Source organism: Aquamicrobium defluvii (assembly GCF_004363725.1).
Classification (GTDB): Bacteria; Pseudomonadota; Alphaproteobacteria; order Rhizobiales; family Rhizobiaceae; genus Mesorhizobium; species Mesorhizobium defluvii.
Genome location: NZ_SNZF01000003.1, coordinates 47370 through 69410, shown reverse-complemented (window position 1 = coordinate 69410; position 22041 = coordinate 47370). Strand labels below are relative to the sequence as shown.

At 64.9% G+C, this 22041-nt stretch carries 21 protein-coding genes; 17 read left to right on the top strand and 4 right to left on the bottom strand.

The genetic code is table 11. From position 1 onward, the window contains the following. Positions 1-243 precede the first annotated feature (243 nt). The 7 genes from DES43_RS02935 (at position 244) to DES43_RS02905 (ending at position 7293) form a co-directional block, all read left to right on the top strand. Positions 244-1866, top strand: coding sequence for an AMP-binding protein (locus DES43_RS02935; RefSeq protein ID WP_035021937.1), 1623 nt, complete (start codon positions 244-246; stop codon positions 1864-1866). Continuing rightward, on the top strand, positions 1863-2702 hold the full coding sequence (gene kynA / locus DES43_RS02930) for a tryptophan 2,3-dioxygenase (protein WP_035021934.1): 840 nt from the start codon (positions 1863-1865) through the stop codon (positions 2700-2702). The genes DES43_RS02935 and kynA overlap by 4 nt, the downstream gene beginning before the upstream one ends. 39 nt (positions 2703-2741) lie before the next feature. After that, complete coding sequence (locus tag DES43_RS02925) at positions 2742-3878, top strand: ABC transporter substrate-binding protein (protein ID WP_035021931.1); 1137 nt, start codon at positions 2742-2744, stop codon at positions 3876-3878. Positions 3879-3970: 92 nt separating this feature from the next. After that, complete coding sequence (locus DES43_RS02920; protein WP_035021928.1) at positions 3971-4891, top strand: branched-chain amino acid ABC transporter permease; 921 nt, start codon at positions 3971-3973, stop codon at positions 4889-4891. 5 nt (positions 4892-4896) lie between these two features. After that, positions 4897-5868, top strand: coding sequence for a branched-chain amino acid ABC transporter permease (locus DES43_RS02915; RefSeq protein ID WP_035022686.1), 972 nt, complete (start codon positions 4897-4899; stop codon positions 5866-5868). Beyond that, positions 5861-6610: an ABC transporter ATP-binding protein gene (locus DES43_RS02910; RefSeq protein WP_035021925.1), complete on the top strand. Its 750-nt coding sequence runs from the start codon at positions 5861-5863 to the stop codon at positions 6608-6610. Before DES43_RS02915 ends, DES43_RS02910 begins: the two co-directional genes overlap by 8 nt. Beyond that, positions 6607-7293, top strand: a complete 687-nt coding sequence (locus DES43_RS02905; protein ID WP_035021922.1) for an ABC transporter ATP-binding protein — start codon at positions 6607-6609, stop codon at positions 7291-7293. Before DES43_RS02910 ends, DES43_RS02905 begins: the two co-directional genes overlap by 4 nt. Before the next feature lie 66 nt (positions 7294-7359). Here the strand turns inward: DES43_RS02905 and kynU are convergent, their stop codons facing one another. The 4 genes from kynU to DES43_RS02885 form a co-directional block, all read right to left on the bottom strand. After that, positions 7360-8607 carry a kynureninase gene (gene kynU / locus DES43_RS02900; protein ID WP_035021919.1) on the bottom strand — a complete coding sequence of 416 codons (1248 nt, stop codon included), beginning with the start codon at positions 8605-8607 and terminating at the stop codon, positions 7360-7362. A 218-nt stretch (positions 8608-8825) separates the two neighbouring features. Continuing rightward, on the bottom strand, positions 8826-9749 hold the full coding sequence (locus tag DES43_RS02895; RefSeq protein WP_035021916.1) for an ABC transporter permease: 924 nt from the start codon (positions 9747-9749) through the stop codon (positions 8826-8828). A gap of 4 nt (positions 9750-9753) precedes the next feature. Next, on the bottom strand, positions 9754-10533 hold the full coding sequence (locus DES43_RS02890) for an ABC transporter ATP-binding protein (RefSeq protein WP_035021914.1): 780 nt from the start codon (positions 10531-10533) through the stop codon (positions 9754-9756). A gap of 83 nt (positions 10534-10616) precedes the next feature. Next, complete coding sequence (locus DES43_RS02885) at positions 10617-11603, bottom strand: ABC transporter substrate-binding protein (RefSeq protein WP_035021911.1); 987 nt, start codon at positions 11601-11603, stop codon at positions 10617-10619. A gap of 207 nt (positions 11604-11810) precedes the next feature. Here DES43_RS02885 and DES43_RS02880 point away from each other — a divergent pair, with 207 nt between their 5' ends. The 10 genes from DES43_RS02880 (at position 11811) to DES43_RS02835 (ending at position 21974) form a co-directional block, all read left to right on the top strand. Next, complete coding sequence (locus tag DES43_RS02880) at positions 11811-12587, top strand: GntR family transcriptional regulator (protein ID WP_035022683.1); 777 nt, start codon at positions 11811-11813, stop codon at positions 12585-12587. Further along, a complete protein-coding gene (locus DES43_RS02875) occupies positions 12584-13552 on the top strand; it encodes a threonine ammonia-lyase (RefSeq protein ID WP_035021908.1) in 969 nt (322 codons plus the stop codon). The genes DES43_RS02880 and DES43_RS02875 overlap by 4 nt, the downstream gene beginning before the upstream one ends. Positions 13553-13623: 71 nt before the next feature. Continuing rightward, positions 13624-14160, top strand: a complete 537-nt coding sequence (locus DES43_RS02870) for a MarR family winged helix-turn-helix transcriptional regulator (RefSeq protein ID WP_245264614.1) — start codon at positions 13624-13626, stop codon at positions 14158-14160. 174 nt (positions 14161-14334) lie between these two features. Then, a complete protein-coding gene (locus DES43_RS02865; protein ID WP_035021896.1) occupies positions 14335-16659 on the top strand; it encodes a bifunctional salicylyl-CoA 5-hydroxylase/oxidoreductase in 2325 nt (774 codons plus the stop codon). Next, entirely contained in the window at positions 16656-17432 is a 777-nt protein-coding gene (locus DES43_RS02860; RefSeq protein WP_035021894.1) for an SDR family NAD(P)-dependent oxidoreductase, read from the top strand. The genes DES43_RS02865 and DES43_RS02860 overlap by 4 nt, the downstream gene beginning before the upstream one ends. A 5-nt stretch (positions 17433-17437) precedes the next feature. Then, positions 17438-18280, top strand: coding sequence for an enoyl-CoA hydratase family protein (locus DES43_RS02855; RefSeq protein WP_035021892.1), 843 nt, complete (start codon positions 17438-17440; stop codon positions 18278-18280). A 3-nt stretch (positions 18281-18283) separates the two neighbouring features. Continuing rightward, a complete protein-coding gene (locus tag DES43_RS02850; RefSeq protein ID WP_035021889.1) occupies positions 18284-19504 on the top strand; it encodes an acyl-CoA dehydrogenase family protein in 1221 nt (406 codons plus the stop codon). Beyond that, positions 19501-19950, top strand: coding sequence for a RidA family protein (locus tag DES43_RS02845; RefSeq protein WP_051520303.1), 450 nt, complete (start codon positions 19501-19503; stop codon positions 19948-19950). The genes DES43_RS02850 and DES43_RS02845 overlap by 4 nt, the downstream gene beginning before the upstream one ends. Positions 19951-20071: 121 nt before the next feature. Continuing rightward, complete coding sequence (locus DES43_RS02840; protein ID WP_035021887.1) at positions 20072-20656, top strand: cupin domain-containing protein; 585 nt, start codon at positions 20072-20074, stop codon at positions 20654-20656. 295 nt (positions 20657-20951) lie between these two features. After that, positions 20952-21974: an ABC transporter substrate-binding protein gene (locus tag DES43_RS02835; protein ID WP_051520302.1), complete on the top strand. Its 1023-nt coding sequence runs from the start codon at positions 20952-20954 to the stop codon at positions 21972-21974. Positions 21975-22041 lie beyond the last annotated feature (67 nt).

Genomic DNA, 22041 nt, shown 5'->3' with positions numbered 1-22041 from the left:
TTCGGTGTCGGTGCAGAAAGCGCTGCCCCGGGCGGCGAAGTCAATTCCCGTCGCAATCATCGTAGCGAAGAAACTTTAGGCTTGAAATAATTTTCCGCCGGTGTCATTTTTTCGTCTGTCGACGTGCTGGCGAGCCCTTTTCGGGAGCGCGGGTGTCGGGCCGGTGGAGGAACCGGCCGCCTACGTCCCGGCGGTCCGCGAGCAGCGGGGTCCGGCAGTCGTCGCAGGGAGGACATCGCGCGCATGCTTGGGCCTACGGCACATATCGACACCTTCACCCGTGACAACCTTCCCCCGCAGGAAGCGTGGCCGGACTTCCTGCTCGACGGGTTCGACTATCCGGAATACATCAATGCGGGCCACGAACTCACCGACCGGCTGGTCGAGCAGGGTTTCGGCGATCATACGGCGCTGATCGGCAACGGACGACGGCGCACATACAAGGAACTGTCGGACTGGACCAATCGGCTCGCCCATGCGCTGGTCGAGGATTATGGCGTTCAGCCCGGCAACCGGGTGCTGATCCGCTCCGCCAACAATCCCGCCTTGGTGGCCTGCTGGCTGGCGGCCACCAAGGCGGGTGCGGTGGTGGTCAACACCATGCCGATGCTGAGGTCAGGCGAACTGGCGCAGATTGTCGACAAGGCCGAAATCTCGCTGGCGCTGTGCGACACGCGGCTGATGGACGAGATGGTGGCCTGCGCCAAGGACAGCCGGTTCCTGAAGAAGGTGATCGGCTTCGACGGCACCGCCAATCATGATGCGGAACTGGACCGCATCGCGCTCGGCAAGCCGGTGCGGTTCGAGGCGGTGAAGACCGGCCGCGACGACGTCGCCCTGCTCGGCTTCACTTCAGGCACCACGGGCCTGCCCAAGGCGACCATGCATTTCCACCGCGACCTGCTGATCATCGCCGACGGCTATGCGAAGGAAATTCTGGGCGTGACGCCGGATGACGTGTTCGTCGGCTCGCCGCCGCTGGCTTTCACCTTCGGGCTCGGCGGGCTGGCGGTGTTTCCGCTGCGCTTCGGCGCCACGGCGACGCTTCTCGAAAACGCCTCGCCGCCGAACATGATCGAGATCATCGAGAAATACCGCGCCACCATCTCCTTCACCGCGCCCACAGCCTACCGGGCGATGATGAAGGCCATGGACGAAGGCGCCGACCTGTCGTCGCTGCGCGTCGCGGTGTCGGCCGGCGAGACACTGCCGGGACCCGTCTTCGAGGAATGGGTGGCCAAGACCGGCAAGCCGATCCTCGACGGCATCGGCTCGACCGAGATGCTGCACATCTTCATCTCCAACCGGTTCGGGGACATGCGCCCGGCTTCCACCGGCCGGCCCGTGGGCGGCTACGAGGCGCGCATCTTCGATGAGGACATGAACGAGGTGCCGCGCGGCACGGTGGGCCGGTTGGCGGTGCGCGGCCCGACCGGCTGCCGCTACATGGCGGACGAGCGCCAGCGCGCCTATGTCCGCGACGGATGGAACCTGACCGGTGATACCTTCATGCAGGACGAGGACGGCTTCTTCCACTTCGCCGCCCGTTCGGACGACATGATCGTTTCGGCCGGCTACAACATTGCCGGGCCGGAGGTGGAAGCCGCGCTGCTTGCCCATGACGATGTGGCCGAGTGCGCGGTGATCGGCGCGCCCGACACTGAGCGGGGCCAGATCGTGGAAGCCTATGTGGTGCTGGCGCGCGGCATGGCCGACGATGCGGAGATGGTCAGACGCTTGCAGGATCACGTCAAGGCGACTATCGCTCCTTACAAATATCCGCGCTCGATCCGCTTCCTCGATGCCCTGCCCAAGACGAAGACCGGAAAGATCCAGCGCTTCAGGCTGAGATTGGAGCGCCAATGAGCGACAAGCCGTACGATCCGTCCGCCGAGGGCGCGCAGATGTCCTTTCGGGGGCGCATGTCCTATGGAGACTATCTGCGGCTGGACAAGGTGCTCGACGCCCAGGCGCCGCTTTCCGAAGCCCACGACGAGATGCTGTTCATCATCCAGCACCAGACATCCGAACTGTGGATGAAGCTGGCGCTGCACGAGCTGGGCTCGGCCATCGCCTGCGTGCGGCGCGGCGAGGTGCGGCCCTGCTTCAAGATGCTGACACGGGTGGCGCGCATCTTCGAGCAGCTCAACAGCGCCTGGGACGTGCTGCGCACCATGACGCCCAGCGAATACACCGAGTTCCGCGATTCGCTCGGCCAGTCGTCCGGTTTCCAGTCGTGGCAGTATCGGGCGATCGAGTTCCTTGCGGGCAATCGCAACCTTGCCATGCTGGGGCCGCACAATCATCGCCCCGACCTGGTGGCGAAGCTGGAGGAGATCCTCGGCCGGCCCTCGCTCTACGACGAGGCGATTCTGCTGCTTGGACGCAGCGGCTTCGACATCGGCGCGGACGGCCGGCGCACCGACTGGCGCGAAACGCGCACGGAAAGCGAGGCCGTTCTGGAGGCGTGGCGGGCGGTCTATCACGAGCCGAACCGCTACTGGGAGCTTTATGAGCTGGCCGAAAAGCTGGTCGATTTCGAGGACTATTTCCGCCGCTGGCGCTTCAACCACGTCACCACGGTGGAGCGCGTGATCGGCCTGAAGCGCGGCACGGGGGGAACCGGCGGCGTTTCCTATCTGAAACGGATGCTGGAGGTTGAACTGTTTCCGGAACTCTGGAAAGTTCGGACACGGCTATAGGAAACGTCTGCGGACGGGGAACTCTGGGAGGAGAACGAGATGAGAAGAATTCTGACGGCGAGCCTGCTCGCGCTTTCGTTGACGGCCGCCGGAGTGGCGCAGGCCGATCCGGTCAAGATCGGCGTCATCACCACACTCTCGGGCGGTGGCGCGGGGCTTGGCGTCGACACGCGCGATGCCCTCGTTCTGGCGTTCAAGAAGTCCGGCAACACGGATGTCGAACTGGTCATCGAGGACGATGCGCAGAAGCCGGAACTGGCCGTGCAGATCGCCGAAAAGATGATCCAGAGCGACAAGGTCGATCTGATGACCGGCATCATCTGGTCGAACCTTGCCATGGCCGTGGTGCCGAACACGGTGGCGCAGGACGTGATCTATCTCTCGCCCAATGCCGGCCCCTCGGTGCTGGCCGGCGCCAACTGCCACAAGAACTATTTCAACGTCGCCTACCAGAACGACAATTTCCATGAGGCGATGGGGCAATATGCCAATCAGGACTACAAGAAGACCTTCATCCTCGCCCCCAACTATCCGGCCGGCAAGGATTCGCTGACCGGCTTCAAGCGCTATTACAAGGGCGAGCTGGCCGGCGAGCTCTACACGCAGGTCGGCCAGACCGACTATGCGGCCGAGATCGCGCAGATCCGCGCCTCCGGGGCGGATTCGGTGTTCTTCTTCCTGCCCGGCGGCATGGGCATCGCCTTCATGAAGCAATATGCGCAGTCGGGCGTCGGCCTGCCGGTGCTGGGGCCGAGCTTCTCCTTCTCCCAGGATGTTCTGCCGGCCGTGGGCGATGCCGCGCTTGGCGTGAAGAACTCGGCGAGCTGGTCGAAGGACCTCGACAACGAGGCCAACAAGGAATTTGTCGAAGCCTTCCAGGCCGAATATGGCCGCCTGCCGTCCATCTATGCGGCCCAGAGCTGGGATACGGCGAACCTCATCCTGTCGGCGCTCGCCAAGGCCAGCGTCAAGGACAAGGACGCCTTCCGCGCAGCGCTCAAGGAAGCCGACTTCAAGTCGGTGCGCGGCGAGTTCACCTTCAACGCCAACCAGCACCCGATCCAGAACATCTATGTGCGCGAGGTGGTGAAGGAAGGCGACGTGCTGACCAACAAGATCATTGGCACCGCCTTCGAGAAGCACGGCGACGCCTATGTCGGGCAGTGCAAGATGTAGGATTACTTCCGGGGCGGCTGGCGGCCAGCCGCCCCCAAGCCTTGCATATATGCTGACGACCCTTTCCTGAAACCGCACCCGGAATCCGCCTTTTGTCCGCTGCATTGCTGATCGAACAGCTTCTGAACGGCCTCCAGCTCGGTGTCATGCTGTTCCTGATCGCCGCCGGGCTGACGCTCATTTTCGGTGTCATGGGGCTGATCAACCTCGCCCATGGCTCGCTCTACATGATCGGGGCCTTCGCCTGCGCGGCGGTGGCGGCGGCCACCGGCTCGTTCTGGCTGGGGCTGGCGGCGAGCCTTGCCGCCGCCGCCGCCGCCGGGGCGCTGATGGAGGTCGCCATCATCCGCCGGCTCTATGAGCGCGACCACCTCGACCAGGTGCTGGCGACCTTCGCGCTGATCCTCATCCTGTCGGAAGGCACGCGCTGGCTGTTCGGCTCCTTCCCGCTCTATCTCGACATTCCGCCCCTGCTGCAAGGCGCGGTGCCGCTGCCGGGCGGCGGGCAATATCAGCTCTACCGGCTGGCGATCATCGGCGTCGGCATCGTCGTGGCGGTGGGCCTCTACCTTCTGATCTCGCGCACAAGGCTCGGCATGCGCATCCGCGCCGGCGAAAGCGACCGCGAGATGATCGCGGCGCTCGGCGTCGATATCCGCACCCTCTACACGGTGGTGTTTGCGCTGGGGGCGGCCCTTGCCGGCCTTGCCGGCGCCATGGTCGGCGCGCTGCAATCGGTGCAGGTGGGGATGGGCGAGCCGGCGCTGATCCTCGCATTCGTGGTTATCGTCATTGGCGGCATCGGCTCCATCAAGGGCGCGCTGGTGGGAGCCATACTGGTCGGCGTGGTCGATACGATGGGGCGCTTCCTGCTGCCCAAGCTGCTGGCGCTGACCATGCCTGTCTCGCAGGCCAATCTTGTCGGCGCGGCACTTGCCTCGATGCTGATCTACATCGTCATGGCGCTGATACTCGCGTTGCGGCCGCGCGGCCTGTTCGCGGGGCAGGCATGACGGCCCTGTCTCGCGAGACGCTGGTCAGCTCGCTTCTCGTCGTGATGCTGGTCGCCATTCCGCTGGCGGCGACGATGGCCGGCGAGCCGTTCTATGTGACGCTCGCCACCCGCATCGCCATTCTGGCGCTGGCGGCGGTGGGGCTCAACATCGCGCTCGGCCTCGGCGGGCTGGTGTCCTTCGGGCACGCCGCCTTCTTCGGCCTCGGCGGCTATGTCGCCGGAATTTTCGCCACCCATGCCTTCAATGGCGAACCGTTGCCCTTCGGTTTCGCCGCCACCACCTCGATGCCGGTGATCTGGCTGAGCGCCATGGCATTGTGCGGGCTGGTGGCGCTGCCGATCGGGGCGATCAGCCTGCGCACCTCGGGTGTCTACTTCATCATGATCACGCTGGCCTTCGCCCAGATGATCTATTATTTCGCCGTCTCCTGGCCGAGCTATGGCGGTGAGGACGGGCTGTCGATCTATGTGCGCAACAGTTTTCCGGGCCTGAATACGGCGCAGCCGCTGCCTTACTTCCTGCTTTGCCTCGGCGTTCTGATAGCCGGGCTGGTGCTGTTCCAGCTCATCAAAGGCTCGCGTTTCGGAACGGCGCTGGAAGCCTCCCGGCAGAATCCGACGCGGCTTGCCGCCGTCGGCATCGCACCCTTCGGCATCCGGCTGGTGGCCTTCGTCGTCTCGGCCATGGTGACGGGACTTGCAGGTGCGCTGTTTGCCGATCTCAACCGCTTCGTCAGTCCCTCCATGCTATCATGGCACATGTCGGGCGAGCTGATCGTGCTCATCATCCTCGGCGGCAAGGGCCGCCTGTTCGGGCCGCTGGCCGGCGCGATGGTCTACGTGCTGTTCGAGTATGCGCTTGGCGGCATCACAGAGCGCTGGCAGTTCTTTCTCGGGCTGATCCTGCTCGGCGTCGTGCTGTTTGCGCGCGGCGGCCTTCTGGGGCTTCTGGCCGGAAAGGCGCACCATGGCTGAGCCGGTCCTCCAGCTTTCCGATCTCCGGAAGAGCTTCGGCGCGCTGAAGGCCACCGACGGCGTCAGCCTCGATCTGCGGCCAGGCGAAATCCATGCGCTGATCGGCCCGAACGGGGCCGGCAAGAGCACGCTGATACATCAGATCTGCGGTTCGATCCGGCCCGACAGCGGCACGATCCGCTTCCTCGGCGAGGACATGGCCGGGCTCGACATGGCGGCGCGGGTGCGCAAGGGGCTGGGGCGCAGCTTCCAGATTTCCTCGCTGGCGCCGGAATTTTCCGCTCTGTGCAACGTCATGCTGGCCGTGCAGGCGCGGCAGGGTTCCAGCTTCCGCTTCCTGCGTCCCGTGGCGAGCGATGGCAGCCTGACCGGGCCGGCCATGGCCATGCTGGAGCGGGTAGGGCTCGAGGCCCGGGCGAAGGTGCCGGCGGCGGAGCTGTCGCATGGCGAACGCCGTCAGCTCGAGATCGCCATCGCGCTGGCGCTGGGCCCGAAAGCCTTTCTGTTCGACGAGCCGATGGCCGGGCTTGGGCCGGGCGGATCGAAGCGGCTGACCGGCTTCCTCGACGGCCTGCGCCATGAAGCGCCGATCCTGCTGGTCGAGCACGACATGGATGCCGTCTTCGCGCTGGCAGACCGCATCTCGGTTCTGGTCTATGGCCGCATCATCGCCACCGGCACCGTGGCCGAAATCCGCTCCGACCCGGAAGTGCGCCGGGCCTATCTCGGAGACGCGGTATGAGCCTGCTCGTCCTCACTGGCGTTGAAAGCTTCTATCGCGCCTCGCAGGCGCTGTTCGGCGTCAGCCTCGCAATCGAGGATGGCGAGGTGGTGGCGCTGATGGGCCGCAACGGCATGGGCAAGACCACCACCATCAATTCGATCCTCGGCCTTGTGCGGCCGCGCGCGGGCTCGATCCGCTTTGCCGGCAGGGAACTGGCGGGCCTGCGCCCGCATAGCATCGCGCGGCTGGGGCTCGGCCTCGTGCCGGAGGGACGGCGCTGCTTTCCGAACCTCACCGTGGAGGAAAACCTGCTGGTGGCAGCGCGCGGCAATGAATGGACGCTGGAGCGGGTGACGGAACTCTTTCCGCGCCTCGGCGAACGGCGCAGCCAATATGCCAACACGCTGTCGGGCGGCGAGCAGCAGATGCTGGCCATCGGCCGGGCGCTGATGACAAATCCGCGCCTGCTGATCCTCGACGAGGCGACGGAGGGGCTGGCTCCGGTGATCAGGCAGGACATCTGGGCGGCGATCCGAAAGCTCAAGGCCGCCGGCCAGTCGATCCTCGTGGTCGACAAGACACTGTCGGAACTGCTGCCGGTGGCCGACCGCTGCTTCGTGCTGGAAAAGGGCGCCACAGTTTTTGCAGGCGCGCCGGAGGCGCTGACGCCTGAATTGCAGGACCGCTATCTGGGTGTTTGAGCCCCGAGCATCGTTCTCATGCGGGAAGCCTTCGCTATGCGATGGCTTCCCGCATGATGAAGAGCGTCAGGTCACCGCGGCGCGCACGGCGAAGCGTGGCTCTTTCCATACGCCACTCGCCAGAATGTCTTCCAGAACGGCAACCGCGTCCCACACGTCGCGATAGCTGGTGTAGAGCGGGGTGAAGCCGAAGCGCAGGGTGGAAGGGGCGCGGAAATCGCCGATCACCCCGCGCTCGATCAGCGCCTGCATCACCTCATAGGCATGGTCGTGCGCGAAGGACACCTGGCTGCCGCGGCTGGCGCGGGCGCAGGTGGTTTCCAGCGACACGCCATATTGGCCGCAGCGTGCCTCGACCAGCGCGATGAACAGGTCGGTCAGCGCAAGGCTCTTTTCCCGCAGCGCCTGCATGTCGACCTCGTCCCAGATGTCGAGCGCGCCCTTCAGCGCCCGCATCGACAGGATCGGCTGGGTGCCGCACTGGAAGCGGCGGATGCCTTCAGCCGCCGCAAATCCGGTTTCCATGGCGAAGGGGCGGGCATGACCCCACCAGCCGGAAAGCGGCTGCACGATGTTGTCGTGATGCCGGCGGGCGGCATACACGAAGGCCGGGGCGCCGGGGCCGCCATTGAGATATTTGTAGGTGCAGCCGACCGCGAAATCGGCCCCGGCAGCGTCGAGTTCCACCGGCAATGCACCGGCGCTGTGGCACAGGTCCCAGATGGCGAGCGCGCCGGCATCGTGGATGCGCTTCGTCAGCACCGCCATGTCGCGCAAGGTGCCGCTCTTGAAATTGACATGGTTGACCAGCACGACGGCCACGGTCTCGTCGATCAGGTCTTCTATCGCCGGGGCATCGACGCCTTCCAGCTTCAGCGATGTTCCGGGGCGGGTGGAGACGACGCCTTCGGCCACGTAGAGGTCGGTCGGGAAGGAGCCGCTCTCGGCGACGATGACGTTGCGGCCGGGACGCAGGGCCAGCGCCGCATGCAGCGCCTTGTAGATGTTGACCGAGGTGGTGTCGCCGACCACGATCTGGCCTTCGGCGGCGCCCACCAGCCGGCCGATGCGGTCGCCGAGCTTCACCGGCATGTCGAACCAACCTGCCGTGTTCCATGAGCGGATGAGGTCCTGGCTCCATTCCTGCCGGGCGGCGGTATCCAGTTCGGCCAGTGCGGCGTGCGAGGCCGCGCCCAGCGAATTGCCGTCCAGATAGATCACGCCTTCGGGCAGCACGAAGCGCTCGCGGAATGCGCGCAGCGGATCGGCCGCATCCAGCGCCTCGATAGCGGAAAGGTCGGGAAGAGCAGGCATGCAAACCTCCTGGAGCTTTTTTTGCTTTTCCCCGAATCGGAGAAAAGCTCCAGCTCCTTGTTCTGGCGCAATTCCGAACGCAAAACCGCTTCGCACTTTTGCTGGAATTGCCAAGGCGGGCCACGCCGTGGGAGAAGAGGCATTGCCCGGTTGTTTGTGGGTTACAGGCTGCCGGCGAAGCGCTGGCTTCGCCGGAGCGTCTTTGCGGAGCGGGGCTCCTACTCGCGGAACGTTTCCCTGGCGGCGGCGGGTCCGCGGCCGCGACGAAGGCTCGGCAGCGCCAGCATGGTGAGCACGAACAGGCCCGTCGCCAGCTTCAGGTCGGGTGGCGGCATGCCGGCGGCAAGGCACAGCGAGACAAGCTGGTAGTAGACGATGGCACCGACGAAAGGAGCCAGAAGCTGGCGCAGCACCGTCTGCTTGCCGGTGATCGCCTCGCCGATCATCAGCGCGGCCAGCCCGTTGATCAGCACGCCGATGCCCATGTTCACATCCGCGAAACCCTGGCTCTGCACCATCAGCGCGCCGCCGGTGGCGGAGAAGGCGCCGGCCAGCCCGATGCCGCCGATGGTGGCGGCCCAGACGTTGATGCCCTGTGCCTCGGCCATGTCCGGGTTGGAGCCGACCGCGCGCATGGCCGTGCCCTTCTCGGTCTTGAAGTAGAAATAGAGCAGCGCGAACACGGCCAGAACCACAATGCCGGCAACCACGATCTTGGATGCCGGGAACCCGCCCTGAAGGCCCGGCACCCAGTCGAAGACGGTCGGATTGCCGAACACGGACAGGTTGGAGCGGCCCATGATGCGCAGGTTGACGCTGTAGAGCATCGTCATGACCAGAATGCCGGCCAGCAGCGTGTGGATGCGGAAGCGCAGATGGATGAAGGCCGTGCAGCAGCCGGCCACGAAGCCGGCAAGGATGGCCGCCGCGATGGCCGCGACCGGCGAGGCTCCTGCCACCAGCATCACCCCGCAGACGCTGCCGCCCAGCGGGAAGGCGCCTTCGCTGGTCAGGTCGGGGAAGCTCAGCATGCGGAACGGTATCATGATGCCGAGCACGACGAAGCTCAGGATCAGGCTCTGCGCCAGCGTGACGGGAATGAGCGAGACGAAGCTCGACAGGGTGGTTTCGATGAAGCCCATGATGTCAGCTCGCCAGAAGCATGCGGTCGGTCTTGACGGAGAAGTGGCCGATCAGGTCCACCACCGTCACATTCTTCTTTTCCTCGCCGGCGATTTCCAGCTTCACCTTGCCGGCATCCAGCATGATGACGCGGTCGCCGAAGTCGACGGCGTGCTGCATGTTGTGGGTCACCATCAGCGTCGTCAGCTTCAGCGAGGAGACGGTGCGGATGGTCGCCTGCATGACGATGTCGGCGGTGCGCGGATCGAGCGCGGCCGTATGTTCGTCGAGCAGGAGAACGTCCGGCCGGTCGCTCACCGCCATGATCAGCGACAGCGACTGGCGCTGGCCTCCCGAAAGCAGCTCGACCTTGGTATCGAGGCGATTTTCAAGACCGAGGCCGAGCACCGACAGGCGCTCGCGATATTCGGCGAGCCGGACCGCGTTCAGGCCGGGCCGGAAGGTGCGGCTTTTGGCGCGCAGTTCGGCCAGCAGCATGTTCTCGGCAACCGTCATGGAGGCGGCGGTGCCGCGCATCGGGTCCTGGAACACACGCGCCAGCCGGGCGGCGCGCTTGTGAACCGGCATGGCGGTGACGTCGGCGCCGTTGATGAGGATCTTGCCGGAATCAAGCACCAGCGAGCCCGAAATGGCGTTGAGCATGGAGCTCTTTCCAGCGCCGTTCGAGCCGATGACGACTCCGAACTCGCCCGTGGCGAGCGTCAGGTTGAGATTGTCGAGCGCGACCTTCTCGTCGGGCTGACCCCGATAGAAGACCTTGCGCGCGGACCGGACTTCCAGCATCCGCACCTCCAGCGCGTTTTTCCAGGGCTTAAGAAAAAGGCGGCGCCTTTGGAGCGCCGCCATTTCTGGCGATATGTAGTCCGTCAGTCGACGAAGCACTCGCAATTGTCGAGAGCGGCAGGAATTTCGAGGCCGAACTCCTTGGCCGACTTTTTCGAGATCACCATGACGTGGTCCTCGTAAGCCGGCTTGGAAGGCGCGATCGACTTGGGGTCTTCGCCCTTGAGGATGCGCACCGCGATCTTGCCGGCGTTCTCGCCAACCTTGTTGTAGTTGACCGCGAAGCTCGCAGGCACCACGCCATCGCGCACGGCGCCGTCGTCGGAATTGACGATCGGGATGCCGGCCTGACGGGCGGCGGCTGCCACAGCGGCAACGGCCGGCTGAAGCAGGTTGGAGGTCGGAACATAGATCACATCCGCCTTGCCGGAGAAGGAGGCAACGCGCTGCTGGATGTCGTTGACGTTGTCGACGCCGACGGCAACGATCTCGAAGCCGGCATCCTTGGCCAGCTCGCGGGCGCTGTCGACCAGCGCGACGTCATTGGCCTCGCCCGGATTGTAGGGGATGCCGAGGCGGGTGGCGTTGGGCATGAGTTCCTTGGTGAACTTCATCACGGCGGCCAGATCCTGAAGGTCGGAAGAGCCGGTGATGCCCTCGCCGCCTTCGTCCCACGATGGCGTCAGCTTGGCGGCGACCGGATCGGTGACGGCGGTGAAGACGATCGGAATGCCGGAGCCGGCCAGCGCCTTCTGGGCGATCTGCGAAACCGGCGTGGTGACGGTGTAGATCAGCTTCGGCTGCTCGGCCTGAAGCTTGGCGATCATCTGCGGCACGAGCGAAGCGTCGAAATTGGTGTGGCTGACGGTGTAGACGACGTCCTTGCCCTCTTCGTAGCCGGCCTCTGTGAGGGCCTTCTTGAAGCCTTCGATGGCGATGTTGAGCTGCGAATGCTCGCCGAAATTGGCGACGCCGATGCGGACCGGGTCCGCAGCCGCTGTCATGACACTGGCCAGCATGGCGCCGGCAACAACCATTCCCGACAACCAGCCGGATTTCGACCTGATCATTGTAACCTCCCGAGACACAGGCATCGGCGCTTCAACTCGCCTTGGGCGGGATCATAGCGGCTTCGGAAGGCTTGTCAAACGCATATATATAGATCAGGCTATGACCAATGATCATATATAATTTGGCTGATGAGCCATTTCATATATAATTTATGAGGGATGCCGGACGGGCGCGGCGAAGGGGCCAGAGTGCAGGCGGATGGCACGATGCAGGAAGAAACCTATCAGAGCAAGACGGAAGCGGCCTACGGCCTGCTGCGGCGCGATATTCTGGCAACCCGGCTGAAGCCGGGGGCGGCCCTGAAGCTCGGCGCGCTGCGCGATGCCTATGGTGTCGGCTGGACGCCGTTGCGCGAAGCGCTGTCGCGGCTGGAGGCCGAGAAGCTCGTCACCGCCGTCTCCAACCGCGGCTTCGCCGTGGCGCCGGTGTCGAAGGCGGAGCTGGAGGACCTGGCGCGGGCGCGCAGGGTGGTGGAGCTGCCGCTGCTGCTGGAATCGATTGCCAATGGCGATGCGGAGTGGGAAGCGGCGGTGGTCACCAGCCACTATCGCCTGTCGCGCTGCAAGATCGCGCCCGACGATCCGTCTGAGGCGGCCGTGGACGAATGGGACGAGAAGCATACGGCATTCCACGATGCGCTGCTGAGCGCGGCGCAGTCGAGCTGGCTGTTGCGCTTCCACGCCACCATTTCCGACCAGTTGCGCCGCCACCATCGCTTTCTCGGCCTTGCGCCCACGCTGCGGGCCGCCGAAGGGCGGCAGGAAGGTTACGAGAAGGCCGTCGCGGCGCTGCGCGAGGCCATGGGCATCGGGCATCATACGGCGCTGATGGAGGCCGCGCTCGACCGTGACATCGAGCGGGCGCGCCGTCTCATGGAAGAGCATATCGGCTACACGCTGCATGCCTATATCCATGCCGAGGAAGAGGCCGGCCGGCGCAACAGGCCGGGCAAGGCAGCCGGCAGGAAGGCTGCCGCCGAATGAGCGGTCCGCGACGCCCGGCGCTGGCGGCGATCGAGGCGGCGCGGAAGCGCCTGCGGTCCTGGATGCAGCCGACGCCGCTCGTGCCGCTGAACCTTGACCTGCCAGACCGGCGCATTTTCCTGAAGCTCGAAACGCTTTCGCCAATCGGCGCTTTCAAGCTGCGGCCGGCGCTCAACGCGCTGCTGTCGCGCGACCGGTCCGGCCTGTCGAACGGCGTTGCCACGGTCAGCTCCGGCAACATGGCCTATGGCATGGCGTGGGCGGCGCATGCGCTCGGCGTGAAGATGGCGGCCTATATGTATGCCGGCGCGCCGCAGACCAAGATCGACGGCGTGCGCGGGCTCGGCGGCGAGGTGCGCTTCATCGGCATGGACGACTGGTGGCGCTACATCACCGAAGCCGATCGCCCGCAACTTTGCGAGTTGCTGATCAACCCGGTCACCGATCAGGCGGTGCTCGACGGCAACGGCACCATCGGGCTGGAGATCCTCGAGACGCTGCCCGAGGTCGATGCGGTCTTCACGCCCTATGGCGGCGGGTCGATGACCGCCGGTGTTGCCAGTGCGCTGAGGGCCCTGAAGCCGCAGGTGAAAATCATTGCCTGCGAGGATGAAAACGCCGCTCCGGTGGCCGCGGCGCTTGCCGCCGGCCGCATTGTGGATATCGAAACGAAGCCGTCCTTCATCAAGAGCATCGGCGGACCTTCGCTGGTCCCGCAGCTGTGGCCGGTGGCGCGCGACCTGATCGACGGTGCCGAAACCGTCAGCCTTGATCAGGTAACGGATGCCATGCGGCTTCTGTTCTCGCGGGCAAAGGTGGTGGCGGAAGGCGCTGGTGCTGCTTCGCTGGCTGCCGCCCTTTCCAGTCCGGGCGCGCAAGGCAATGTAGTCTGCGTGATCTCGGGCGGCAATATCGATGCGGATGCCTATGCCACCGTGCTTGCCGGCGGCATTCCCCGGCCCTGACACCCCGCCAGTCTGAGCTGCGGCTTGTCCCGACCGGCTAAACGGCTCTACAAGAGCCGGATTGCTGGAGGATGACCGGGCTGGAGATGGACGATACCAAGAATGGCGAGAGCCAGGCCGAATGGCTGGATGGCGAGACCAAGGTGCTGGAAGCACCCGGCGACCATGGCGCGGAAATTCGCCTGTGGCTCAGGCTGCTGACCTGCGCGACGCTGGCCGAGACCGAGATCAGGCGGCGGTTGCGCGAGGAGTTCGATTTCACCCTGCCGCGCTTCGACCTGATGGCGCAACTCGAACGCGCCGAAAACGGCATGGTGCTGGGCGAGGTTTCCAGGCGCATGATGGTTTCGGCCGGCAATCTCACGGCGCTGGTCGAGCGGCTGGTGGAGATGGGCTATGTCAGCCGCACTGTCTCGCCGAAGGATCGCCGCGTGCAGATCATCGCCCTGACCGGGGAAGGCCGCGCCGCATTCCGCATCATGGCCGACCGTCACGGCGAGTGGATCGGCGAATTGTTCAAGGATCTGTCCAGACAGGACGAAGCCCTGCTGATGGAGGCGCTCGGGCGGCTCAAGGGATCGATCCGCTCTGCGCTTTCGGGCGCCTGACCCGCTTTCGTTGCCGCTTGTTGCCGAGCGCCCGCCATTTTAGCCGGTGCGGCGTTGCGCGTTTTGCGTCCGACCAAGAAACTTTAAGCTTGAAGTTTTTTTCGGAATGATCTTTCCTTGTCCGGACGGACGGTGCCCACGCGCTGCATCCGGCCGATGACGGGAGGAAAGATCATGCGCATTGTCTGCATCGGAGGCGGGCCGGCCGGTCTCTATTTCGCCCTGCTGATGAAGAAGCAGAACCCGGCGCACCACGTCACGGTGGTCGAGCGCAACCGGCCCTTCGACACCTTCGGCTGGGGCGTGGTGTTTTCGGATGCCACCATGCAGTCGATGCGCGAATGGGACCCGCAGACGGCAGCCACCATCGAGGACGCCTTCAACCACTGGGACGACATCGAGCTGGTGTTCAAGGGCCGCAAGATTCGCACCACCGGCCACGGCTTCGTCGGCATCGGCCGCAAGAAGATGCTCAACATATTGCAGGAGCGCTGCCTCGAACTCGGCGTCGAACTGGTATTCGAGCAGGATGTGCAGAGCGACGAGGAATTCGCCGACGCCGATCTGATCATTGCCTCGGACGGCGTCAATTCGCGCATTCGCGCCCGCTATGAAAGCGTGTTCCGGCCCGACATGCTGATGCGGCCCAACCGCTATATCTGGCTCGGCACCGACAAGGCCTTCGATGCCTTCACCTTCGATTTCCAGCGCACCGAACATGGCTGGTTCCAGGCGCATATCTACAAGTTCGACGACAGCACCTCGACCTTCATCGTCGAGACCACCGAGGACGTGTTCAACGCACACGGCATCGGCGAGATGGATCAGGACCAGTCGATCGCCTTCTGCGAAAAGCTGTTCGCGGATACGCTGGACGGCTCGCGGCTGATGAGCAATGCGCGCCATCTGCGCGGCTCCGCATGGCTGAACTTTGGCCGGCTGATCTGCGAGAAATGGAGCCATTTCAACGGCAAAAGCCATGTCGTGCTGATGGGTGACAGCGCCCACACCGCCCATTTCGCGATCGGCTCCGGCACCAAGCTCGCCATCGACGACGCCATCGAACTGACCCGCCAGTTCAACGCCTTCGGCCACGATGCGCAGAGCATTCCGGCCGTGCTGGACGCCTATGAGGAGGTGCGCCGCGTCGATGTCGCGCGCATCCAGAACGCGGCCCGCAACGCCATGGAATGGTTCGAGGTGGTGGGGCATCGCTATGCCGACACGCTGGAACCCGAACAGTTCATGTATTCCATGCTGACCCGCTCGCAGCGCATCAGCCACGAAAACCTGCGCCTGCGCGACAAGGACTGGCTGGAAGGCTACGAACGCTGGTTCGCGAAGCAGGCAGGCGTGGAGCCGGCGGCCGACGGCAGCGTGCCGCCGCCCATGTTCACGCCCTACACCGTGCGTGGCCTGACCCTGCGCAACCGCATCGTCGTTTCGCCCATGGCCATGTATTCCGCCACGGACGGGGTGGCCGACGATTTCCATCTGGTGCATCTGGGCGCGCGTGCCATGGGTGGCGCTGCCCTCATCTTCCCCGAGATGACCTGCACCTCGCCGGATGCCCGCATCACGCCGGGCTGCCTTGGCCTGTGGAACGACGAGCAGGCTGAGGCGCTGAAACGCATCGTCGATTTCGTGCATGGCCACACCCCGGCGAAGATCGGCATCCAGCTTGGCCATGCCGGCCGCAAGGGTTCCACAAAGCGTGGATGGGAAGGCACGGACCAGCCGCTTGATGAGGGGAACTGGCCGCTTCTTTCGGCCTCCGCCATTCCCTATCTGCCGCAGTCGCAGGTGCCGCGCGCCATGACACGGGAGGACATGGATCGCGTCGTCACCGATTTCGTTGCCGCCACGAAACGTGCCGCAGCAGCCGGCTTCGACATTCTCGAAATCCATGCCGCGCATGGCTATCTGCTGTCGTCCTTCCTGTCGCCGCTGACCAATCAGCGTGATGACGACTATGGCGGCAGTCACGAGAACCGCGCACGCTTCCCGCTGGAAGTGTTCCGTGCCGTGCGTGAGGCATGGCCGCAGGATCGCCCGATCTCGGTGCGTCTCTCGACCACCGACTGGCACGAGGGCGGCAACACGCCGGAGGATGCCGCGATCTTTGCCGCGATGTTCAGGGAAGCGGGCGCCGATCTCATCGACTGCTCGACCGGGCAGGTGGTGACCGACGACAAGCCCGTCTATGGACGGCTTTGGCAGACGCCGATGTCGGACAAGATCCGCAACGAGGTGGGGGTGGCGACCATCGCGGTCGGTGCCATCTCCGAGGCCGATCACGCCAATTCGGTGATTGCCGCGGGCCGCGCCGATCTGTGCGCCGTCGCCCGCCCGCATCTGGCCGATCCGTCCTTCGTTCTGCATGAGGCGGCGAAGATCGGTTTTTCCGGTGTGGAGTGGCCGAAGCAATATCTGTCGGCGCGGTCGCAGTACGAAAACAATCTGGCCCGCGCGGCCGCCGAAGCGGCAGGCCGGAAATGAGCGCGCAACACGCCTTCGTCACCGGGGCCGGCACCGGCATCGGCCGCGCGATAGCTCTGGCGCTGGCTGGCCGGGGATTTGCCGTGTCGCTGGCCGGGCGGCGGGCCGGACCGCTTCAGGCGGTTGCCACGGAAATCGCGGCTGCGGGCGGCAAGGCGCTGGTGATCGATGGCTTCGACGTGACGGCGGAGCAGGCGGTGGCCGCGGGAACGGAAGGGGCTATCGCTGCACTGGGCGAGGTGTCCGTGCTGGTCAACTGCGCCGGCGAAGCGCCGTCCGCGCCGTTCGAGAAGACCGATCCGGCGCTGTGGAATCACGTCGTCGCGGTCAATCTCACCGGCACCTATCTGGTCACGCGCGCGCTGCTGCCCTCGCTGCGCAAGGCTGGTTCGGCACGCATCATCAACATCGCCAGCACCGCCGGCATGACCGGCTACGCCTACGTTTCCGCCTATTGCGCGGCCAAGCATGGCGTGGTCGGGCTGACGCGGTCGCTGGCGCTGGAACTGGCGCGTACCGGCATCACGGTCAATGCCGTCTGCCCCGGCTTCACCGACACGCCGCTGCTCGATGCGGCGGTCGAGACGATCCGGGACAAGACCGGCCGCAGCGGCGACGAGGCACGCGCGACGCTGGCGCGGGCCAATCCGCAGGGCCGGCTGGTCGCGCCGCAGGAAGTGGCCGACGCCGTGCTGTGGCTTGCCGGCGAGGGCGCAGGTGCAATCACCGGGCAGGCGATCGCGGTCGCCGGCGGTGAAGTGATGGGAGGCTGATACCGATGACCAATGCCATGCAGGCCAAGCTCAGGCCGTTCAGGGATTTCCAGCCGAAGCATTTCCGCTTCGAGACGGATGAAGACGGCCGCGTCGCAACGGTCACGCTCAACCGGCCGGACAAGAAGAACCCGCTCACCTTCGAATCCTATGAGGAACTGGGCGATCTGTTCCGGGCGCTGACCCGCGCCAGCGACGTGCGCTGCGTGGTTCTGACCGGCGAGGACAACAATTTCTGCTCCGGCGGCGATGTGTTCGAGATCATCGAGCCGCTGACCGGAATGAAGATGCCCGACCTTCTGGCCTTCACCCGCATGACCGGCGATCTGGTGCGCCAGATCCGTGCCTGTCCGCAGCCGGTGATCGCGGCGGTGGACGGTATCTGCGCGGGCGCGGGCGCGATTCTTGCCATGGCGTCCGACTATCGTTTCGCCACACCCGAAGCGAAGACCGCCTTTCTGTTCACCCGGGTCGGGCTGGCCGGCGCGGATATGGGCGCCTGCGGCATTCTTCCGCGCATCATCGGGCAGGGCAGGGCGGCGGAGCTTCTGTTCACCGGCCGTGTGATGACGGCTGCGGAAGGCCACAACTGGGGCTTCTACAACGAGATCGTCGGGCGCGATGCGCTTCTGGGGCAGGCGCAGACCTTCGCCCGCCGGCTGGCGGACGGTCCGTGGTTCGCGCATTCCATGACCAAGAAGATGCTGGATCAGGAATGGTCAATGGGCATCGAGGAAATGCTGGAATCGGAAGCGCAGGCACAGGCGATCTGCATGGCGACCGGCGATTTCCGCCGTGCCTTCGAGGCGTTCGCGGCCAAGGCGAAGCCCGATTTCAAGGGGAACTGAGCCATGGCGCATCCCGCAAGCCCCCCGGCTGCAAGCCCGGCCAAGGCGCCGCCGCGAGACCATCTCGACTGGCCTTTCTACGGCGACGGGCATCGGGCGCTGGCGGCCGGGATTGACACTTTCATCGCCAAAGGCGGTCTCGGCACGATCGACCATGGCGATGCCGACGCCGCCTGCAAGGCGCTGGTCAAACGGCTCGGTGCCGCCGGCTTCCTTCGCCATTGCGTGCCGCAGGCTTATGGCGGGGTCTCGCCGGAGATCGATAGCCGTTCGCTGTGCATCTTGCGCGAGACGCTTGGCCATGAGGATGGGCTGGCCGACTTCGCCTTTGCCATGCAGGGACTGGGCACCGGCGCGATCAGCCTTTCGGGCAGCGAGGAGCTGAAGCGGCAGATCCTGCCGAAGATTGCGAAAGGCGAGCTGATTTCGGCGTTCGCGCTGACCGAGCCGGATGCCGGATCGGACGTCGCGGCGATGGGCTGTGCCGCGCGCCGCGACGGCGGCCACTATGTGCTCGACGGAGAGAAGATCTTTATTTCCAACGGCGGCATCGCCGATGTCTACACCGTGTTTGCCCGGACCGGCGAGGCGCTGGGCACGCGTGGCATTTCGGCCTTTGTCGTGGATGCCGATACGCCGGGCCTGGTAATCGCAGAGCGCATCGAGACCATCGCCCCGCATCCGCTGGCGCTGATCCGCTTCGAGAACTGCCGCCTTCCGGCAGGGCGTCTTCTGGGCGCGCCCGGCGAGGGCTTCAAGATCGCCATGCGCACGCTGGACATCTTCCGGCCGTCCGTGGCGGCGGCCGCGCTGGGCTTCGCCCGCCGCGCGCTGGCCGAGGCGCTTGCACATGCCGGGTCGCGAAAGATGTTCGGTGCGACGCTCGCCGATCTGCCGACGGCGCAGAGCACGCTGGGCGAGATGGCGACGGCCATCGATGCGGCCGCACTGCTGGTGGCGCGCACCGCATGGCGGCGCGATGTGCAGAAGCTGCCGGCGACGAAGGAAGCCGCGATGGCCAAGCTGACCGCGACCGAGAATGCGCAATGGGTGATCGACCAGGCCGTGCAGATGTTCGGCGGCCGCGGCGTCCAGGCCGGCAACATCGCCGAGCGCCTCTATCGCGAGATCCGGGCGCTCAGAATCTACGAAGGCGCCACCGAGGTGCAGAAGCTGATCATCGGCAGAGAGCTGGTGAAAATGTCGAGACAGGAGTCGTCATGAGCGAGACCAAGCCCGCAGAGCAGGCCCCGCCCGCAACCTTGCCCCGCACCCCGCACCGCATTCTGCAACCGGAAGGCTGGGACAAGCCGGTCGGCTATTCCAACGGCGTCGAGGCGCGCGGCCGTACCATCTATGTCGGTGGCCAGATCGGCTGGAACGGGCAGTACAGGTTCGAGGCGCACGATCTTCCGGGTCAGATTCGCCAGACGCTGCAAAATGTGCTTGCCATCCTGCATGAAGGCGGTGCCGGACCCGAGCACATCACCACCATGACCTGGTACGTTACCGACCGGAAAGCCTATTCGGCGTCGCTGAAGGATATCGGTGCGGCGTGGAAGGCCACCATGGGCCGCAATTTCCCGGCAATGGCAGTTGTCGAGGTCTCCGGCCTGATCGAGGATGAGGCGCTGGTGGAGATACAGGCTGTCGCCGTGGTTCCGGATTGACCGGCAAGCCCTGAGTAAGCCCGCAGTCTGTTATCGAAAATGACTGCGGTCCCCCTTTCCCTTCGCCCGGGCGTTCTATATTTTGACCATACGTATGGGATGATGCCGGGCTCTGGAGAGGATGACAGACGATTTCGACATCGGGGCGCGCCTCAATGCGCTTCGCACAGCCCACCGCCTGTCGCAGCGCGAACTGGCGGCGCGGGCCGGGGTGCCGCATGCGCAGATTTCCATCATCGAGAAGAACAAGTCGAGCCCGTCCATCGCCACGCTGCGCAAGATACTGGGCGGGCTCGATGTCTCCATGTCCGATTTTTTCGGGGACGACCAGCGCAAGCCGCACGGTCCCTTCTTTGGCGTCGACGACCTCAAGGATCTGACGTCGCGGGTAACGGCGCGGGCCATCGATCAGGGCAAAGGCAGGCTGACATTGCGCCAGATTGGCGACTCGCGGGCCTATAATCTGCAAATCCTGCACGAGATCTACGAACCCGGAGCCGACACGGGCGAGGCCATGCTCCAGCATTTCTCCACCGAGGGCGGCTATGTTGTCGAGGGCGAGCTTGAGCTGACGGTCGGCGAGGAGGTGCGGGTGCTGAAGGCAGGAGAATCCTATCTGTTCGACAGCCGTCTGCCGCACCGCTTCCGCAATGCGTCCGATGGGATCACCATCGTTATCTCAGCCTGCACGCCCCCCTACCTTTGACCAATACCGTTCAAAATAATGAGCGCCATATTGCGCATAATTTTGAACGGTGCTAGAGGTTCAGGGGACGATATATGGTCAGTTGTCCGGCTGAGCCGGTTTTCACAATCAGGGATCTGCCCGGCCGTGTGGCGCGGGCCGCCGGGTGCTGTCCGCGCTTCGGCATGCGACGTGATTTGCTTGACAGTTTAGGGAGACAGTTTTTGGATTGGCGAAGAGGCTGGCCAGGCAAGGTTAAAGAAACAACATGACCGCACAGGGAGGAAACATGCGTAGTCGTATCGGAATTCTGGCAATGGGCGGCGTCGTTGCCGCTGCAATCGGCATGGCCGCGCCCGCTCAGGCGCGCGATCTCACGGTCGTTTCGTGGGGCGGCAACTATCAGGACGGGCAGCGCGAAATCTATTTCAAGCCTTTCGCCGAGAAGACCGGCAAGCCGGTGCTCGACGAGACCTGGGACGGCGGCTATGGCGTGCTTCAGGCCAAGGCGAAGGCCGGCAACCCGAACTGGGACGTGGTGCAGGTCGAGGTCGAGGAACTGGCGCTGGGTTGCGCCGACGGCATCTATGAAAAGATCGACTGGGAAAAACTCGGCGGCGAGGACAAGTTCATCCCCTCGGCGGTGAACGAATGCGGTGCCGGCGCCATCGTGTGGTCCACGGCGATTGCCTACGACTCGGAAAAGATCGCCGAAGGCCCGCAGTCGTGGGCGGATTTCTGGGACGTGCAGAAGTTCCCCGGCAAGCGCTCGCTGCGCAAGGGACCGAAATACACCCTCGAATTCGCGCTGATGGCGGACGGCGTGCCGCCGGCCGAGATCTATGACGTGCTGGGAACGGACGAGGGCGTCGAGCGCGCCTTCAGGAAACTGGATGAGCTGAAGCCGAACATCGTGTGGTGGGAATCCGGCGCGCAGCCGCTGCAGTTCCTCGCTTCGGGCGAGGTGGCGATGGCTTCCGCATACAATGGACGCATCACCGGCATCAATCGCAGCGAGAACCGCAAGTTCAAGGTGGTGTGGCCGGGCTCGATCTATGCCGTCGACAGCTGGGCGATCCTCAAGGGCGCCGAGAACAAGGACGCAGGCATGGAGTTCATCGCCTTCGCCAGCCAGCCCGAGAACCAGGCCAAGCTGCCGCAATATGTGGCCTATGGTCTGCCGGTGAAGGCGGCTGCGGAAATGGTTCCGGCCGAATACAAGGCCGACCTTCCGACCGAGCCGGACAATATGAAGGATGCCTTGGCGATCGACGTCGATTTCTGGATCGACAACGCCGAGGCGCTGACCCAGCGCTTCAACGCCTGGCTGGCCCAGTAAGGCGGTGGCGCGATAAGGGTCCACTCACGACGCTGCACGGGACCGATGGTCCCGTGCCTTCCCCTGT

Bases quoted from the DNA above. Each gene is read 5' to 3' on its own strand.
- DES43_RS02935 (WP_035021937.1), top strand. From the start codon at position 244: ATGCTTGGGCCTACGGCACATATCGACACCTTCACCCGTGACAACCTT.
- kynA (WP_035021934.1), top strand. From the start codon at position 1,863: ATGAGCGACAAGCCGTACGATCCGTCCGCCGAGGGCGCGCAGATGTCC.
- DES43_RS02925 (WP_035021931.1), top strand. From the start codon at position 2,742: ATGAGAAGAATTCTGACGGCGAGCCTGCTCGCGCTTTCGTTGACGGCC.
- DES43_RS02910 (WP_035021925.1), top strand. From the start codon at position 5,861: ATGGCTGAGCCGGTCCTCCAGCTTTCCGATCTCCGGAAGAGCTTCGGC.
- DES43_RS02905 (WP_035021922.1), top strand. From the start codon at position 6,607: ATGAGCCTGCTCGTCCTCACTGGCGTTGAAAGCTTCTATCGCGCCTCG.
- kynU (WP_035021919.1), bottom strand. From the start codon at position 8,607: ATGCCTGCTCTTCCCGACCTTTCCGCTATCGAGGCGCTGGATGCGGCC.
- DES43_RS02895 (WP_035021916.1), bottom strand. From the start codon at position 9,749: ATGGGCTTCATCGAAACCACCCTGTCGAGCTTCGTCTCGCTCATTCCC.
- DES43_RS02890 (WP_035021914.1), bottom strand. From the start codon at position 10,533: ATGCTGGAAGTCCGGTCCGCGCGCAAGGTCTTCTATCGGGGTCAGCCC.
- DES43_RS02885 (WP_035021911.1), bottom strand. From the start codon at position 11,603: ATGATCAGGTCGAAATCCGGCTGGTTGTCGGGAATGGTTGTTGCCGGC.
- DES43_RS02880 (WP_035022683.1), top strand. From the start codon at position 11,811: ATGCAGGAAGAAACCTATCAGAGCAAGACGGAAGCGGCCTACGGCCTG.
- DES43_RS02875 (WP_035021908.1), top strand. From the start codon at position 12,584: ATGAGCGGTCCGCGACGCCCGGCGCTGGCGGCGATCGAGGCGGCGCGG.
- DES43_RS02870 (WP_245264614.1), top strand. From the start codon at position 13,624: ATGACCGGGCTGGAGATGGACGATACCAAGAATGGCGAGAGCCAGGCC.
- DES43_RS02865 (WP_035021896.1), top strand. From the start codon at position 14,335: ATGCGCATTGTCTGCATCGGAGGCGGGCCGGCCGGTCTCTATTTCGCC.
- DES43_RS02860 (WP_035021894.1), top strand. From the start codon at position 16,656: ATGAGCGCGCAACACGCCTTCGTCACCGGGGCCGGCACCGGCATCGGC.
- DES43_RS02855 (WP_035021892.1), top strand. From the start codon at position 17,438: ATGACCAATGCCATGCAGGCCAAGCTCAGGCCGTTCAGGGATTTCCAG.
- DES43_RS02850 (WP_035021889.1), top strand. From the start codon at position 18,284: ATGGCGCATCCCGCAAGCCCCCCGGCTGCAAGCCCGGCCAAGGCGCCG.
- DES43_RS02845 (WP_051520303.1), top strand. From the start codon at position 19,501: ATGAGCGAGACCAAGCCCGCAGAGCAGGCCCCGCCCGCAACCTTGCCC.
- DES43_RS02840 (WP_035021887.1), top strand. From the start codon at position 20,072: ATGACAGACGATTTCGACATCGGGGCGCGCCTCAATGCGCTTCGCACA.
- DES43_RS02835 (WP_051520302.1), top strand. From the start codon at position 20,952: ATGGGCGGCGTCGTTGCCGCTGCAATCGGCATGGCCGCGCCCGCTCAG.